At 69.5% G+C, this 14,382-nt stretch carries 12 protein-coding genes; 8 read left to right on the top strand and 4 right to left on the bottom strand.

The features are described from left to right. Positions 1 to 92 precede the first annotated feature (92 nt). From K2L43_RS00080 to K2L43_RS00090, 3 genes are all read left to right on the top strand, one after another. On the top strand, positions 93 to 290 hold the full coding sequence (locus K2L43_RS00080; RefSeq protein ID WP_011807233.1) for a hypothetical protein: 198 nt from the start codon (positions 93 to 95) through the stop codon (positions 288 to 290). A gap of 147 nt (positions 291 to 437) precedes the next feature. Next, a complete protein-coding gene (locus tag K2L43_RS00085; RefSeq protein ID WP_047349205.1) occupies positions 438 to 1,094 on the top strand; it encodes a PolC-type DNA polymerase III in 657 nt (218 codons plus the stop codon). A 207-nt stretch (positions 1,095 to 1,301) separates the two neighbouring features. Further along, positions 1,302 to 1,808 (top strand): pyridoxamine 5'-phosphate oxidase family protein, encoded by a 507-nt coding sequence (locus tag K2L43_RS00090; protein WP_011807235.1) that lies wholly within the window; start codon positions 1,302 to 1,304, stop codon positions 1,806 to 1,808. Between the two features lie 280 nt (positions 1,809 to 2,088). Here K2L43_RS00090 and K2L43_RS00095 read toward each other — a convergent pair whose 3' ends face one another. Then, positions 2,089 to 3,417: an aminotransferase class I/II-fold pyridoxal phosphate-dependent enzyme gene (locus K2L43_RS00095; protein WP_220638227.1), complete on the bottom strand. Its 1,329-nt coding sequence runs from the start codon at positions 3,415 to 3,417 to the stop codon at positions 2,089 to 2,091. A 217-nt stretch (positions 3,418 to 3,634) separates the two neighbouring features. On the opposite strand from K2L43_RS00095, the gene K2L43_RS00100 reads away from it, so the two are divergent. From K2L43_RS00100 to K2L43_RS00110, 3 genes are all read left to right on the top strand, one after another. Beyond that, positions 3,635 to 4,117 carry a C40 family peptidase gene (locus K2L43_RS00100; protein WP_220638228.1) on the top strand — a complete coding sequence of 161 codons (483 nt, stop codon included), beginning with the start codon at positions 3,635 to 3,637 and terminating at the stop codon, positions 4,115 to 4,117. Positions 4,118 to 4,244: 127 nt separating this feature from the next. Beyond that, a complete protein-coding gene (locus K2L43_RS00105) occupies positions 4,245 to 5,345 on the top strand; it encodes a 3-deoxy-7-phosphoheptulonate synthase (protein ID WP_172204945.1) in 1,101 nt (366 codons plus the stop codon). A 241-nt stretch (positions 5,346 to 5,586) separates the two neighbouring features. Continuing rightward, positions 5,587 to 9,273 carry an EAL domain-containing protein gene (locus K2L43_RS00110; RefSeq protein WP_220638229.1) on the top strand — a complete coding sequence of 1,229 codons (3,687 nt, stop codon included), beginning with the start codon at positions 5,587 to 5,589 and terminating at the stop codon, positions 9,271 to 9,273. 57 nt (positions 9,274 to 9,330) lie between these two features. Here the strand turns inward: K2L43_RS00110 and K2L43_RS00115 are convergent, their stop codons facing one another. After that, positions 9,331 to 10,134 (bottom strand): IclR family transcriptional regulator, encoded by an 804-nt coding sequence (locus K2L43_RS00115; protein ID WP_012655140.1) that lies wholly within the window; start codon positions 10,132 to 10,134, stop codon positions 9,331 to 9,333. A gap of 242 nt (positions 10,135 to 10,376) precedes the next feature. On the opposite strand from K2L43_RS00115, the gene K2L43_RS00120 reads away from it, so the two are divergent. After that, entirely contained in the window at positions 10,377 to 11,348 is a 972-nt protein-coding gene (locus tag K2L43_RS00120) for a tripartite tricarboxylate transporter substrate-binding protein (RefSeq protein ID WP_011803477.1), read from the top strand. A gap of 338 nt (positions 11,349 to 11,686) precedes the next feature. Here K2L43_RS00120 and K2L43_RS00125 read toward each other — a convergent pair whose 3' ends face one another. After that, positions 11,687 to 12,292, bottom strand: a complete 606-nt coding sequence (locus tag K2L43_RS00125) for an acyloxyacyl hydrolase (RefSeq protein WP_011803478.1) — start codon at positions 12,290 to 12,292, stop codon at positions 11,687 to 11,689. A 140-nt stretch (positions 12,293 to 12,432) separates the two neighbouring features. Beyond that, positions 12,433 to 13,065 carry a Spy/CpxP family protein refolding chaperone gene (locus K2L43_RS00130; protein ID WP_220638230.1) on the bottom strand — a complete coding sequence of 211 codons (633 nt, stop codon included), beginning with the start codon at positions 13,063 to 13,065 and terminating at the stop codon, positions 12,433 to 12,435. Between the two features lie 312 nt (positions 13,066 to 13,377). Here K2L43_RS00130 and K2L43_RS00135 point away from each other — a divergent pair, with 312 nt between their 5' ends. Further along, entirely contained in the window at positions 13,378 to 14,355 is a 978-nt protein-coding gene (locus K2L43_RS00135; protein WP_220638231.1) for a recombination-associated protein RdgC, read from the top strand. The last annotated feature ends 27 nt before the right edge of the window (positions 14,356 to 14,382 follow it).

A 14,382-nucleotide genomic window follows, 5' to 3' on the forward strand; every position in this document is an offset into this window, starting at 1 on the left:
GCCGCGTCCCACAGGCGGGCAGGCCCATCGCCGACGCCCGCGCTCTGCCGTGCTGCCTAGAGTGGACTGGACCGATCTCTGAAAGGCCCGCCATGAAGCGCACCAACGACAACTCGGGCGCCACCGACAAGGTGGCCAACGACCACAACCAGCAGGGGCACCAGCCCCCCACGGCCCTGAACCAGGCGCGTCGCACGCCCGACAGCCGCAGCGACCGCACGGACCAGGTGGGCAGCGGCAACCAGGCGCAGTCGCGCCGCGGCAGCAAGAACCAGGGCGGCGCGGGCTGAGCCCGGCCTTCAGGGGCCTGCTTGGCCCCACACCCCACACTTTTGGGGGCGGCGGCGCTTCGTGCGTGGCGGCTACGATTACGCACCGGTGCCGGTGGCCCGTGCCTATCGCACGGGGTGCGCGGGGCCGGTTTCCTGCCGTCCCGCATGCCGTCCGCCCCCATCGCCGTCATCGATTTCGAAACCACCGGCATGATGCCTGCCCGGGGTGCACGCGCCACCGAGGTGGCCATCGTGCTCATGGAAGGCGGCCGCGTGGTGGACCGCTACCAGAGCCTGATGCGCACGGGCGTGCGGATCCCGCCCTTCATCACGCAGCTCACCGGCATCACGAATGCCATGGTGGAAGCCGCCCCCGATGCCGCCGCAGTGATGCGCGAGGCCGCGCGCTTTGTGGGCGACGCGCCCATGGTGGCCCACAACGCCGCATTCGACCGCAAGTTCTGGCAGGCGGAATTGCAGTACGCCGGGCTCGGCGCGCCTCATCCGTTCGCCTGCACCGTGCTGCTGTCGCGCCGCGTATACCCCGACGCGCCCAGCCACAGCCTGGGCCGCCTCACGGACCACCTCGGCCTGCCGCGCGCCGGACGCGCCCACCGCGCGCTGGCCGATGCGGAAATGGCCGCTGCGCTGCTGGCCTGTATGCAGCGTGACCTGTGCCAACGCTTCGGCCTGGCCTGGCCGGACCACGCGCTGCTGATGCAGTTGCAGCGCTGCGCACGCCCTGCCATCGGCAAGCTGCTGCAGCACCACCGCCAGGCCGCGCCAGCCGAACAGCCGCCAACGGCGTTGCAAATGGGGTAGCTGCCCCGCCCTTGTTGCGGGCGCTACAGGGCATTTTTCATCCTTCTCCCACTCATACCGCGCGTCGGATTGCGCGCACATCCAGGCGTGACCGGGGCCGACGCCGCGCACCTCGAGCGCACCCTACAGTGCGTTGCATGCCCGTCCCGGCGCGTGCGTGACGCACCGCGCCGTTGCGTCCTACCTACATCCCACGGAGGTTCTCCCATGTCCATGCCCGACGATTCCCCCCACGCCACGCTGTGGAACCGCATCAAGGACATCCGCTTTGCCATGCTCGCCCACCGCGCAGCCGACGGCCGGCTGCATGCCCACCCGCTGACCACGCTGAACAAGGACATCGATGCACAGAGTCAACTGTTCTTCTTCATCCCGCGCGGCAGCGAGTTGCACAGCCGCCTGCAGGCCGACAGCCAGGTGCATTTGAGCTACGCCGACCCGGGCGAAGACTGCTACGTGTCGCTGTCGGGCACGGCCGGTTTCATCGAGGACCCCGCGCGCAAGGAAGCACTGTGGACGCCGCTGGCCAAGGCCTGGTTCCCCGACGGTCCCACAGACCCCAATCTGGTGCTGCTGGCCGTCCGCATCGAGCATGCGGAATACTGGGACGTGAAGGACAGCAAGCTCTCCCAGCTCTACCAACTGGCCACCGCCGCGTTGACCGGCGAGCAGCCCAAGCCGCTGGGCGAGCACCGCGAGCTGTCGCTGGATTGACGGCGCGCCCAACCCGCGCGGGGGCACTTTGCGCGAGGAGCGTCTGTCTTGCCAGCGCGCGTTGCTGGAGCGGAGAGCGGGCGCCGCAAGCCGCGGCGTGCCCCGCCACAGGTAGCCCGTCGCCCGCAAAGAGGCCAACCACAGACCACGTGGCGGCAGTTCCAAGGACCGCCTCCCTCCGCAAGAAGCGAGATCTCAAGAAGCGGACTTTGACAACATTCCCCCCACGGGCGGCATGCAGCACGGGAGCGCTGCCGTATTCGCGGCGCGCTCGCGTTCGTTAAAACACCGCCCGCACCGCAGGCCGCAGCGCCCCTGCCAGGTCGCGCGCCAGCCGGCCCATATCGCGCACGCCCACGGCGCCCAGGCCGATGCGCACACCCTGCCCGCTGCGCAGCCGCAGCGGCGCGCCCGCCTGCACCGCCCAGCCCGCGGCCGCCAGGGCCTGCACCGCCGCGGCTTCGTCGGACACGGGCACCCAGGCGTGCAGGCCCTCGCCTTCCAGCCAGGGCGCCGCCACCCCGTGGCCGCGCAGCGCGCCCGCCAGCGCCGCGCGGCGGGCCGCGTACTGGGCCGCGGCATGGCGCCATGAGCCCCGCGCACGTCCCTGCGCCGCCTGCCGCCACAACTGCGCCACCAGCCCCTGCAACCAGTGGCTGACCCAGCGCGGCCCCAGCGCCTGGTGTGCGCACATCCCTTGCACCAGCGCCGGCGTGCCCGCGGCCAGGGCCACGCGGCAGTCTGCGCCCAACGCCTTGCTCACACTCAGCACATGCAGCCACAGCGGCGGCAGGGCCCCGGCCATCGCCAGGGGCGCGTGGCTCAGCAGGCCCCAATGGTCATCCAGGATCAGCAGCGTGTGCGGATGGGCCCGCAATTGGCGGCGCAGCGCCTTCCAGCGGGCCGCACCCAGGGCCACGCCCGTGGGGTTGTGCGCGCGCGGCGTAACCACCACGGCGCAGCACTGCGCCAACACGCCCGCTGCCGGCACGCACAGCCCCTGCGCGTCCACGGCCAGGGGTACGGGCTGCAGGCGCAGGCTGTACAGCAGCGCCAGCAGCGGTGGCCAGCCCGGGTCTTCCACCGCCACGCGGTCGCCGGGGCGCGCATGCTGGCGCAGGGCGCGCTCGATCGCATCCAGCGCACCCGAGAAGACCCCCACGGCATCGCCAGGCAGGCCCTGGCTCTCCAGCCAGGGGCGCGCCTGCGACAGCAGCGCCTCCGCAACCGCTTGCGGCGCATGCGGCACCGCTGCCGGCTGCCCCAGCGCAGCGGCCCAGGCCGCGCCGCGGGGACGCGGCAGCAGCGCAGGATCGGGCTGGCCGCTGGCCAGGTCGCGCAGGCCCTCGGGCGGAGCGAACGACGGGGCAGGGTGGGGCGGCTCGCCCGCTACGCGGGTGCCGCGGCGCCCCGCAGTGACCACGCGGCCCGCGCTGCGCAACCGCGCATAAGCGGCGGCGACGGTGTTGGGATTCACCCCCAGTTCTGCGGCCAGATGGCGCACCGAGGGCAGGGCGGCGCCACTTGGCAGAGCGCCGCGGCGCATGGCATATTCAAGGCTTGCCGCAATGTCTTTGGCATTGCTTCCTTCTACAGACAACGATGGCATGCACACATTGTATTGTTTGTACTAGTACAAATTTTTGTACTGCGCGGCTCAGTCGCTGCAATCGCGCCCCACACCCTTCGCGCATGCACCCACGGCGAGGCGCCGCAAGAAAAGTGCAAAAAATGACCCCAAAAAACGTTGCAAAAGTAGGAGAAAGCGCGTCTGGGCGCGGGGTGTTGGCTGCGCCATCGCGCCGCGGCTGCTACGCTTGACCCCCATGCGCGCCTTTGCCCTTCCCGTCCTGACGCTCGCGGCCAGCCTGCTGGTGGTGGGCTGCGGCACCACGCCGCCCACCTCTGCCTCGCGCAACGCCGCCTATTCCCGCCTGTCGCCCGAGCAGTCGAGCGACATCGCCATCCATGCCCTGGGACTGGTGGGCACGCCCTACCGCTACGGCGGCAATACGCCCGACAGCGGCTTTGACTGCAGCGGCCTCATCGGCTACGTGTACACCAGCCGCGCGGGCGTGGCCCCGCCGCGCACGGTGGCCCAGTTGAGCGGCTTCGGCCAGTCCATCGACGCGGACGAGCTGCGCACGGGCGACCTGGTGGTGTTCGGCCGCGGCCGGCCCACGCATGCCGGCATTTACGTGGGGGAGGGGCGCTTCGTACATGCGCCGTCCAGCGGCGGCACGGTGCGCCTGGACCACCTGCAGTCGCGCTACTGGTCGCAACAGTTCGCGAGCTTCCGGCGCCCCTGAACTTCCACGGCGCCGCTTGCGGCGGCCACAGGCGGTGTTACCTTCCTTCACCGCCACCTGCCGCCGGGGCAGGGCGGCGGACTCCCAGGACAGGCTCTCACGCGGGTAGCGCGACAATCGGGGCACCATGACCCTGACCGAACGCCTCGCATCCCCGCTCACCACCCACGACACCACGCGCATCGACGACCTGCGCATCAAAGCCGTGCGCCCGCTCATCACGCCCGCGCTGCTGCAGGAATGGCAGCCCGCGCCCGATGCGGCGCAGACGCTGGTGGAAAGCAGCCGCGTGGCCATCTCGCGCGTGCTGCACGGGCAGGACGACCGCCTCATCGTCGTGGTGGGGCCGTGCTCCATCCACGACCATGACCAGGCCATGGAGTACGCGCGCCTGTTGAAGGAGCAGGCGGATGCGCTGGCGCAGGACCTGCTCATCGTGATGCGCGTGTACTTCGAGAAGCCCCGCACCACCGTGGGCTGGAAGGGCTACATCAACGACCCGCACCTGGACGGCAGCTTCGCCATCAACGAAGGCCTGGAGCGCGCCCGCGCATTGCTGCTGGACGTGCTGGCGCTGGGTCTGCCCGTGGGCACGGAATTCCTGGACCTGCTGTCGCCGCAGTTCATCAGCGACCTGGTGAGCTGGGGCGCCATCGGCGCGCGCACCACCGAAAGCCAGAGCCACCGGCAACTGGCCAGCGGCCTGTCCTGCCCCGTGGGCTTCAAGAACGGCACGGATGGCGGCGTGAAGGTGGCAGCCGACGCCATCCAGGCCGCGCAGGCACCGCATGCCTTCATGGGTATGACCAAGATGGGGCAGGCGGCGATCTTCGAGACGCGCGGCAACCACGACTGCCATGTGATCCTGCGCGGCGGCAAGGCCCCGAACTACGGCGCGGCCGACGTGCAGGCCGCCTGCGCGCTGCTGGAGAAGGCCGGCCAGCGCCCGCAGGTGATGATCGACCTGTCGCATGCCAACAGCAGCAAGCAGCACCGCCGCCAGATCGACGTGGCGCAGGACGTGGCCCAGCAGATCGCCGCGGGCGATGCGCGGATCACCGGCGTGATGATCGAGAGCCACCTGCAGGAGGGCCGCCAGGACATCGTGGACGGCCAGCCGCTCACACCCGGCGTGTCGGTCACCGACGCCTGCATCAGCTTCGCACAGACCGTGCCGGTACTGCAGCAGCTGGCTGCGGCGGTGCGCGAACGCCGCACGCGCGGCTGACACGCTCCGGCGCCGTCGCGGCAGAAAAGAAGGAGGGCGCCCATGTACCATCAGTCACATCCGCCCGCCTTTCGGGCCACAAGCGTCCGCCATGTTCTTCCGACACCCCGCCGCGCCACCGCCGAGCCCCTTGGCCGGCGCCAGCCTGGGCGGCTCCTGACGCGCGCCATGGCCCGGGCCGCCTCTCGCTCCTTCCCGCAGCGCCATCCCGGCCGCGCGTGGGCATGACACGCAGCGCGCCATGCCTATCAGCGATTCCACCGGAACTCCGTCAGCCCACCCGGCCGAGGCAGGAGGCCGGGCCGCAGCGGTGCCGGCGCACGACGAGGCAGCGGCGCATGCACTCCTGCTGCAGCTCCAGCAACTGATCACAGACCTGCAGCTGCCCCTGGAGCACGTCCTGGCGCAGGCCGCCCAAGCCGCCTGCGCGATCACGGGCGCGGTCGGGGCAATGATCGCGTTGCGCGAAAACGATGCGCTGGCCGTGCGCGCCAGCGTGGGTGCGCCGCCCCTGCCGGCGATCGGCACCCGCGTGCCGCTGGACGCCTGCGCATCCTGGCAGGGCATGGAGCAAGCCGCACGCGCGGGCCTACAGGCAGCCACGGACGCCCCCGCGCAGGATGTGGGAAGTGCGCAACCTCCCCACCGGCGGGTCAGCATGCCGCTGGGCAGCGGCGCGCTGCTCGCGGGCCTGCTCCAGGTGAGGGTGCCCCAGGGCGCAGCGCTGGATGCGCAGCATCTGCTGCACCTGCGCATCCTGGCCGAGTCGCTGGGCGCCATGTTGCAGTTGCGGCGCGTGGACGCGCAGCTGCGTGCGTCCGAGCAGCAGTACCGCACGCTCTTTGCCGAACATCCGCAGCCCATGTGGGTCTGCGACCGCGACAGCCTGCGTCTGCTGGCGGTGAACCACGCCATGGTCCGCCACTACGGCCATGCGGAGCAGGAGCTGCTGGGCATGGAGTTGCGCGCGCTCTGGTCCGCGGAGAACCAGGACGCGGCCACCTGCGCACTCGACATGCTGCGCCGCGAGGCCCATGCACCCGGGTCTCCCGCGTCCGCACCACGGCTGTGGCGCCACGCACGCAAGGACGGCGCCGCCCTGGACGTGGAAGTCGTCGTGGGCGACACGGATTTCGGCGGGCGCCCGGCGTGGCAGATGCTGGCCAGCGACGTGACCGAGCGCTGCCGTATCGAGGACGAGCTGGCGCGCGTCAACCGGGCCAAGCGCATGCGCGGCGCTTGCAGCGAGACACTGGTGCGTGCCACCAGCGAGTCCGATCTACTGCACGCCGTGTGCAGCGTGGCCGTGGAGATCGGCGGCTACCGCATGGGCTGGGTGGGCATGGCACGCGACGATGCGCACAGGCGCATCGAGCCCGTGGCGCACGCGGGCGTCGCCCAAGCCCATGATTACACCGAACACCTGCACCTGAGCTGGTCGGTGCAGGAGCCGGGCGGCAACGGCCCGGCAGGCGTGTGCGTGCGCAGCGGCCGCACGGTGATCGTGCACGACGTGCACCACAGCCCGGCTTTCAGCCACCTGGCGGACCGCATGGCCCAGCTGGGCTTTCACGCCGTGGTGTGCCTGCCGCTGCGCAACGCCGAGCGCACCTTCGGCCTGCTGTACCTGTATGCGCCCGAGGTGCTGCACCTGGGGGTGCAGGAGACGCAGTTGCTGGAGGCCATGGCCGCCGACCTCGCGTTCGGCATCGAGAACCTGCGTGCCCGCGCGGAGCAGCAGCGCCTGCAGGCCACGTTGGTCAAGGTGGCCACCGCCGTCTCGGCCGGCGTGGGCGCGGCGTTCTTCGACCATCTGGCGCAGCACATGGCCGAGGCGCTGGGCGCCCAGGTGGCCTGCGTGGGCCGTTTCCTGCCGGCCGCCCCCGGGCAGGCGCGGCGGGCGGTGGCGCTGTCTCACGTGGTCGATGGCGTGGCCCAGCCCAATGCCGAATACGTACTGGAAGGCACGCCGAGCGAGCGGCTGCTGACCCAGCGCTCGCTGGTCATCCGCGACCGTGCGCGCGAGCGGTTCCCGCGGGCGCCGGTGCTCGCGCGCACGGGCGCGCGCAGCTACGTGGGCCAGCAGCTCACGGCCAGCGACGGCACGCCCATCGGCATGATCTTCGTGGTGTTCCGCCAGACGCTGGAGCGCAGCCGGTTCGTCAGCAACACGCTGCAGATCTTCGCCGCGCGCGCGGCCGCCGAACTGCAGCGCCAGACGGACGACCAGCGCATCCGCCAGCAGGCATCGCTGCTGGACAAGGCGCGCGACGCCATCATCGTGCGCGACCTGGAGCACCGCATCACGTTCTGGAACGAGGGCGCAGAGCGCATGTACGGCTGGTCGCGCGAGGAGGTCCTCGGCCGCTCCATCGCCACGCTGCTGTATCAGAACCCGGAGGACTTCCTGCGCGCCACCCAGCACGTGATGCAGCACGGCGTGTGGAGCGGCGAGATCCTGCAGTGCGACCGCGCGGGCCGCACCCTCGAAGCCGAAGGCCGCTGGACGCTGGTGCGCAACGACCGCGGCGAGCCCGAGTCGGTCCTCGCGATCAACGCCGACATCGGCACGCGCAAGCACCAGGAGCGCGAGATCCAGCGCCTGGCCTTCTTCGACCCGCTCACCCACCTGCCCAACCGCGTGCAGCTGCTGGACCGCGTGGACCAGGCCCTGGCCAAGGCGCAGCGCCTGGAGCAGGGCGGGGCGCTGCTGTTCATCGACCTGGACAACTTCAAGACCCTCAACGACACGCTGGGCCATGACCAGGGGGACGAGCTGCTGCAGATCGTGGCGCAGCGGCTGAACACCTGCGTGCGCAGCGCAGACACGGTGGCGCGCCTGGGTGGCGACGAATTCGTGGTGCTGGTGGAGCAGCTCAGCGCGCACAGCGACACGCTGGCGGAGCAGGCGGGCGCCGTGGGCGAGAAGATCCTCGCCGTGCTCAGCGCCCCCTATGCGCTCACCGGGTACCAGTACCGCAGCACGCCCAGCATCGGCATCGCACTGTTCAACCACGCGCCCACCACGGTGGGCGAACTGCTCAAGCAGGCCGACCTGGCGATGTACCAGGCCAAGACCGCGGGACGCAACACGCTGCGCTTTTTCAACCCGAGCATGCAGCATGCCGTGGCCGAGCGTGCCTCGCTCGAGGCGGACCTGCGCAACGCGCTGGCGCAGAAAGAGTTTCTGCTGCACTACCAGCCGCAGATCAACGCGCGGGGCGCGATCGTGGGCGTGGAGGCGTTGCTGCGCTGGGCGCACCCGCGGCGCGGCATGGTGTCGCCCGGGCAGTTCATTCCGCTGGCCGAGGAGACCGGCCTGGTGCTGCCGCTGGGGCACTGGGTGCTGCACACGGCGTGCTCGGTGCTGGCCGATTGGCAGCGGGTGCCGGCGCTGGCGCCGCTGACCATGGCAGTGAACGTGAGCTCGCGCCAGTTCCGCGATGCGGGTTTCGTGGACGACGTGGCGGGCGTGCTGGCCGCCACCGGCGCGCCGGCCTCCCAGCTCAAGCTGGAACTGACCGAGAGCCTGCTGGTGGAAGACTTGGCCGCCACCATTGCCACCATGGCGGCGCTGCGCGCGCTGGGCGTGGGCTTTTCGCTGGACGACTTCGGCACCGGCTACTCGTCGCTGGCCTACCTCAAGCGCATGCCGCTCGGGCAGCTCAAGATCGACCAGAGCTTCGTGCGCGACCTGCTCACGGACCCCAACGACGCGGCCATCGTGCGCACCATCATCGGCCTGGCCGCCAGCCTGGGCCTGGAGGTGATCGCCGAGGGCGTGGAGACCAGCGCGCAGCGCGACTGGCTGGCGCACGCAGGCTGCGCGGTGTACCAGGGTTACTTTTTCAGCCGGCCGCTGCCGCTGGATCTGCTGGAGCAACTGCTGCACGACCACATCGCCGCAGCCCGCACGCCGTCTCTTTAAGCCCAATTGGCCTGTAACGCTTGTCCAGCAAGCGCTAACAGCTATTTAATCGATAGCTTACGCTTCCTCGCTGCGCACGAACGGCTCCAGCCCCTTGACCATGCGTGCGAACTGCGGGCCGATCTCCTGCTCCAGCAGCGCGCGCGGGAACTTGCTGGCCGAGCCGCCCGCGTTGAAGCTGATCACGCGGCCGTCGGGCTGGCGGATGGCGGCGCCCACGCCCGCGATGTCCGTCTGCCAGTCGCGCACCACCACCGTGAAGCCACGCGCCCGCCAGTGGGCACACCCGGTCTCGATGGCCTGGCGCAATTGCGGCCAGCGCTCGCCTTCGGCCTGGCGGATCTCGGCCAGCAGCCGCTCGCGCTCGCGCGGCTCCATCACGGCCAGCAAGGCGTGGCCCATGGCCGTCTCCGCCACCGGAAGGCGCGCGCCGAGGTCCAGTCCCAGCGACAGCGGCGTGCCCGAGCGGCAGTTTTCCACGTACAGCACCGACAGCCCGTTGCGGATGCCCAGCGACACCGAGATGTCGTAGCGGTCCGCGAAGTCCTGCATGTAGGGCCGTGCAATGCGCCGCAGCCGCAGGTTGGACACCATGGTGATGCCCAGTGCCGCCAGGCTGTCGCCCAGCGCGTACTTGCCGCTGTCGCGCGAATGGCGCAGGTAGCCCAGCACGCACAGCGTGTAGGCCAGGCGCACCACCGTTGGCTTGGGCAGGCCGGTGCGCGCGGCGATCTCGGCATTGGTGAGCCATTTTTCGTCCACCTGGAAGCACGCCAGCACGTCCAGCCCCCGGGCCAGCGCGGTCACGAATCGCCGGCTGTCCGCGCCTTCGTCGAAGTCGATGTTCCGTGTGCGCGCCATTCCCACTCTCCAGGTAAATTTCTCTTAGCGGAATTATTTCATCGCAACTTTTCTGCACCGACTCATGGATTTCCCTAGCGAGAAGGGTTTTTCATCAGGGGGATACTGAAATCACGCCACTTCTCCCGTGCCTCCATGAATTTCGCACAGAGAAACCACGCTACCTGAAGGCCTCCACAGCACACGGCCTGCACAGCGGGTTGATCGCAGCGCCGGAGGCCATAGACCCAAGGACTCCCTCCATGACCCATGCTTTGCTCAACCGCCGCACCCTGTCCCTGCTGCTGGCCGCCGGCTGCGTGGCCGGCCCCGCGCTGGCGCAACCCGAGCGCTTTCCCAGCCGCCCGATCAAGGTGCTGATCGGCTTCACCGCCGGCGGCTCGACCGATGTGCCGTTCCGCGTGCTGGCGGAGAACGCCTCCAAGATCCTGGGCCAGCCCGTGATCATCGAGAACAAGCCCGGCGCCGGCGGCGTGCTGCCCGCGCAGATGATGCAGAGCACCCCGGCCGACGGCTACACGCTCGCACAGGTGCCGCTGCCGGTGTTCCGCCTGCCCTACACGCAGAAGATCAACTGGAACCCGGCCACCGACCTGCAATACGTGATCGGCCTGGCGGGCTACGCCTTCGGCCTGGTGGTGCCCGCGGACTCGCCCATCAAGTCCATGCAGGACTACATCGCCTACGCCAAGAACAACCCCGGCAAGCTGAACTACGGCACGCCCGGTGCGCTGACCACGTTGCACCTGACGATGGAGAACATCGCCCTGCAGGCCGGCGTGACGCTGAACCACATTCCCTACAAGGGCAACTCCGAGTCGCTGCAGGCCGTGCTGGGCGGGCATGTGATGTCGATTGCCGACACGCCCGGCTGGGCGCCGTACGTGGAGCAGGGCAAGCTGCGCGTGCTGTCGGTCTGGGGGGACAAGCGCTCGGCCCGCTTCCCCAACGTGCCCACGCTCAAGGAAGTGGGCATCAACCTGGTGCAGACCTCGCCGTTCGGCCTGGTGGTGCCCAAGGGCACGGACCCGAAGATCACCCAGGTGCTGCACGACGCCTTCAAGAAGGCCATGGAGATGCCCAACTACAAGGAGTCCCTGGCGAAGTTCGACATGGACACCTACTACATGGACAGCGCCACCTACAAGCAGTACGCGCTGGACACCATGAAGACCGAGAAGGTCATCATCGAGAAGCTTGGCTTGGCCAAATAACCCGGCTTGCAGGAAAAATGGCTGCTGGCGCTTGATGGGCAAGCGCTGGCAGCTATCAATAATGAAGCACACCGGCCGACGGCCTGACCCACGCGGCCATCGCTCCGGTTATTCATGAATGTGTCTATTACTTGATAGTGGTAGTAGTAGAGCCCGCGCCATTTTGTGGACAAGCCGCTTTTTCTGAATGGCGGCGCGTACTTGCGCTACTGCAAAGTCTGTGTCCCGGCACCGGGTCAAGTCCGGCCTGAAATGGGTACAACTGCGCCGGTGGGACGGGTGCTGTGGACAAGGCGCAGATGACCAGCGCCGCATCCCCAGGCTTGTCCACAGGCCGCTCAGAAGTGCAACGCGTAGCGCAGTTGCAGGAAGTTCTCCCCGGGGTTCGGGCTCTTGATGCCGGCGTTGGACACGTGCTGCACGCTCAGCATCAGTTCATGCTGGCGCTGTGCGCCGAAGTTGCGCCCCAGGCCCAGGTGCGAGGCAAAGTTGAAGCGGGTGCTGAACTCATGGTCCTGCACGCGGTAGCGGTGGCTGGCCACGGTGGCACCGATGCCGGCCTCCCAGAACCAGGGGGAACGGCCCTCGTCGGGGCGCAGGCGCAGCGTGGGCGCCACGCCCACCACCACCGCGCTGTTGTGCCCGCCGATGCCATCAAAGGACCAGCGGCTGAGTGAAACATCCCAATGGCCGCGCAGCTCGCCGCCCCACAGCGGGCGGCGCCAGGTGCCCCAGGGCAGGGTGGCGCCGATGGTGATGGCATCCGTCTGGCGCCGCGCCCATTCGCCCTGCACGTAGACCGAAGGGGCGTAGGCCCGGTCCTCTGACGGCTGCGCCAGGGCCGGTGGGGCCGTGAGGCACGCGGCGGCGGCCGCGAGAAAAGGCACCGGGGAGAGAAGGGCGGTGCGCCGGAAAAAGGCGCTGCGGCGGGCGATGGTAGGCATGGTTGCGAGGTGTTGTTGTTACCTGAATATATAACTATATAACCCCTGCAGCCCCCCACTGCCCAGCCGCCCTGTAGGCCGGAGCCGCAGCCCGCAGCCCGCGGCCGGCGCAGCGGATGCGCACCCGGCCCTGGGCCGGCTTACTGCGGCGTCAGCGGCGCGCCGGGAGCAGCGCCTGCGCCCGGGCCAGGGCCTTGGTGGCGCATGCCGCGACCGTCACCGCGGAAGTCGCCCCGCGCACCGTCCTTGCCCCAGCGCTTGCCCATGGGGTGGTGGTCGCCGCCCCAGTGGCGGTACATGCGCTTGCCTTCGGCGTCGAAGGTCTTTTGCTGCGCCGGCGTCAGGGTGCCATAGAAGGCCTTGACGGCGTCGCCGCGGCGGTCCATCTCGGCCGCACGCTGGGAGCGCAGCGCACGCATGCGGTCAATGCGCTCGGGCGTGGTGAGCTGGTCCATGCCTTGCCAATCCAGCCGCGCCTTGCGTGCGTCGGCGTCGGGCTTCATGGACTGCAGGAAGCTGTTCCATGCGGGCTCCTGCTCGGGCGTGAGCTGCAGCTTGCGCTTGAACGCCTCGGCGCGCTGGGCCATGTACTGCTCGCGCTGCTCGGGCGTCAGGGCGCGCTGGCGCGGACGCTGCTGCGCCTGGGATGCGCCTTGCTCGGTGGCAGCTGGGCCGGGGCCGGGTTGCGCCAGGGTGGGCACAGCCATGCCGGCGAGCACAGCGGCCGCCACGGCGGTGGCGGCCAGGCGCTGGGTGATCTTGAAACGGGCCATGGTGTTTCCTTTCTTGCTTCACACAGGAAGTGATGGGCGCCTGGTGGTCCACCCGAATGGGGGACACTGCACCCTGCGCTTGCAAAGCAGTGTGCGCCGCGTGTGTAACGCGCCCGTGAGCGAATTCTGCGCCTGTGTAAAGTTCTGCTATTCACCCGGCATGCGCCACCATGCCGGCTACAGTCGTTTTATGCCAATAGTGCCTCCAGCGCTTATCCAATAAGCGCTGACAGCTATCAAATCAGGACCATTCACCGCCCCGCCCGTCGTGCAGCCCTGGCGCGGGGCCGGCATTTCAAAAGGAATCTCCCCGTGTTCAAGAACATGATCGTGTACCGCATTGCCCCCGAGTGGCAGGTGGAGCTGACCCAGCTGGAGGAAGCGCTGGCCAAGGCGCCTTTCCAGGAGTGCGGCGCCACGCAGGAAAAGTCCAGCGGCTGGGTGCCCCCGCGCGGCGAGGCCCATGGGCTGCTGGCCGAGAGCGTGGGCGGCCACTGGATGCTGCGCTTTCAATGGGAAGCCAAGATGCTCCCGGCCACCGTGCTGGCGCGCAAGGTGAAGGAAAAGGCCGCGCAGATCGAGCAGCAGACCGGCCGCAAGCCCGGCAAGAAGGAAACCAAGGAGCTCAAGGAAGAGGCCAAGCTGGACCTGCTGCCCATGGCCTTCACCAAGCAGGGCGGCACCTGGGTATGGATCGACCCACAGGCGCACTTGCTGGTGCTGGATACCGGCGCCCAAGGCCGTGCCGACGAGGTGGTGAGCCTGCTGGTGGAGCACCTGCCCGGCCTGTCGCTGGCGCTGCTGGACACGCAGACCAGCCCTCAGGCGGCGATGGCGCTGTGGCTCAAGGAGCAGGAGCCGCCGGCGGGCTTTTCCATCGACCGCGAGTGCGAGCTGAAGGCGCCCGACGAGACCAAGGCCGTGGTGCGCTACGCCCGCCACCCGCTGGACATCGAGGAAGTGCAGGGCCACATCGAGGCGGGCAAGCTGCCCACCAAGCTCGCCATGAGCTGGGACGACCGCGTGAGCTTCGTGCTGACCGAGGGGCTGCAGCTCAAGAAGGTGGCGTTCCTGGACACGGTGTTCGAGGGCCAGGCGCAGGACGATGGCGGCTTCGATGCCGACGTGGCGATCGCCACGGGCGAGCTGTCGCAGTTGATTCCCGACCTGATCGCGGCGCTGGGCGGCGAGGGGCGCACGAGCCTGGGGGGCGCTGCTGCCGCCCCCGCACCAACCGCCGGGGCCTTGCATGCCGCGGCCAGCGGCCCCGACGACGACGCGCCGTTCTGACGAAAAAAAACCCACGCGCCGTTGCCG

Origin of the sequence: Diaphorobacter sp. MNS-0, from assembly GCF_019602835.1 — a bacterium.
GTDB lineage: Bacteria > Pseudomonadota > Gammaproteobacteria > Burkholderiales > Burkholderiaceae_C > Diaphorobacter > Diaphorobacter nitroreducens.

Excerpts from the sequence above, each read along its gene's own strand:
- K2L43_RS00080 (WP_011807233.1), top strand. The coding sequence starts at position 93 with ATGAAGCGCACCAACGACAACTCGGGCGCCACCGACAAGGTGGCCAAC.
- K2L43_RS00085 (WP_047349205.1), top strand. The coding sequence starts at position 438 with ATGCCGTCCGCCCCCATCGCCGTCATCGATTTCGAAACCACCGGCATG.
- K2L43_RS00090 (WP_011807235.1), top strand. The coding sequence starts at position 1,302 with ATGTCCATGCCCGACGATTCCCCCCACGCCACGCTGTGGAACCGCATC.
- K2L43_RS00095 (WP_220638227.1), bottom strand. The coding sequence starts at position 3,417 with ATGCCATCGTTGTCTGTAGAAGGAAGCAATGCCAAAGACATTGCGGCA.
- K2L43_RS00100 (WP_220638228.1), top strand. The coding sequence starts at position 3,635 with ATGCGCGCCTTTGCCCTTCCCGTCCTGACGCTCGCGGCCAGCCTGCTG.
- K2L43_RS00105 (WP_172204945.1), top strand. The coding sequence starts at position 4,245 with ATGACCCTGACCGAACGCCTCGCATCCCCGCTCACCACCCACGACACC.
- K2L43_RS00110 (WP_220638229.1), top strand. The coding sequence starts at position 5,587 with ATGCCTATCAGCGATTCCACCGGAACTCCGTCAGCCCACCCGGCCGAG.
- K2L43_RS00115 (WP_012655140.1), bottom strand. The coding sequence starts at position 10,134 with ATGGCGCGCACACGGAACATCGACTTCGACGAAGGCGCGGACAGCCGG.
- K2L43_RS00120 (WP_011803477.1), top strand. The coding sequence starts at position 10,377 with ATGACCCATGCTTTGCTCAACCGCCGCACCCTGTCCCTGCTGCTGGCC.
- K2L43_RS00125 (WP_011803478.1), bottom strand. The coding sequence starts at position 12,292 with ATGCCTACCATCGCCCGCCGCAGCGCCTTTTTCCGGCGCACCGCCCTT.
- K2L43_RS00130 (WP_220638230.1), bottom strand. The coding sequence starts at position 13,065 with ATGGCCCGTTTCAAGATCACCCAGCGCCTGGCCGCCACCGCCGTGGCG.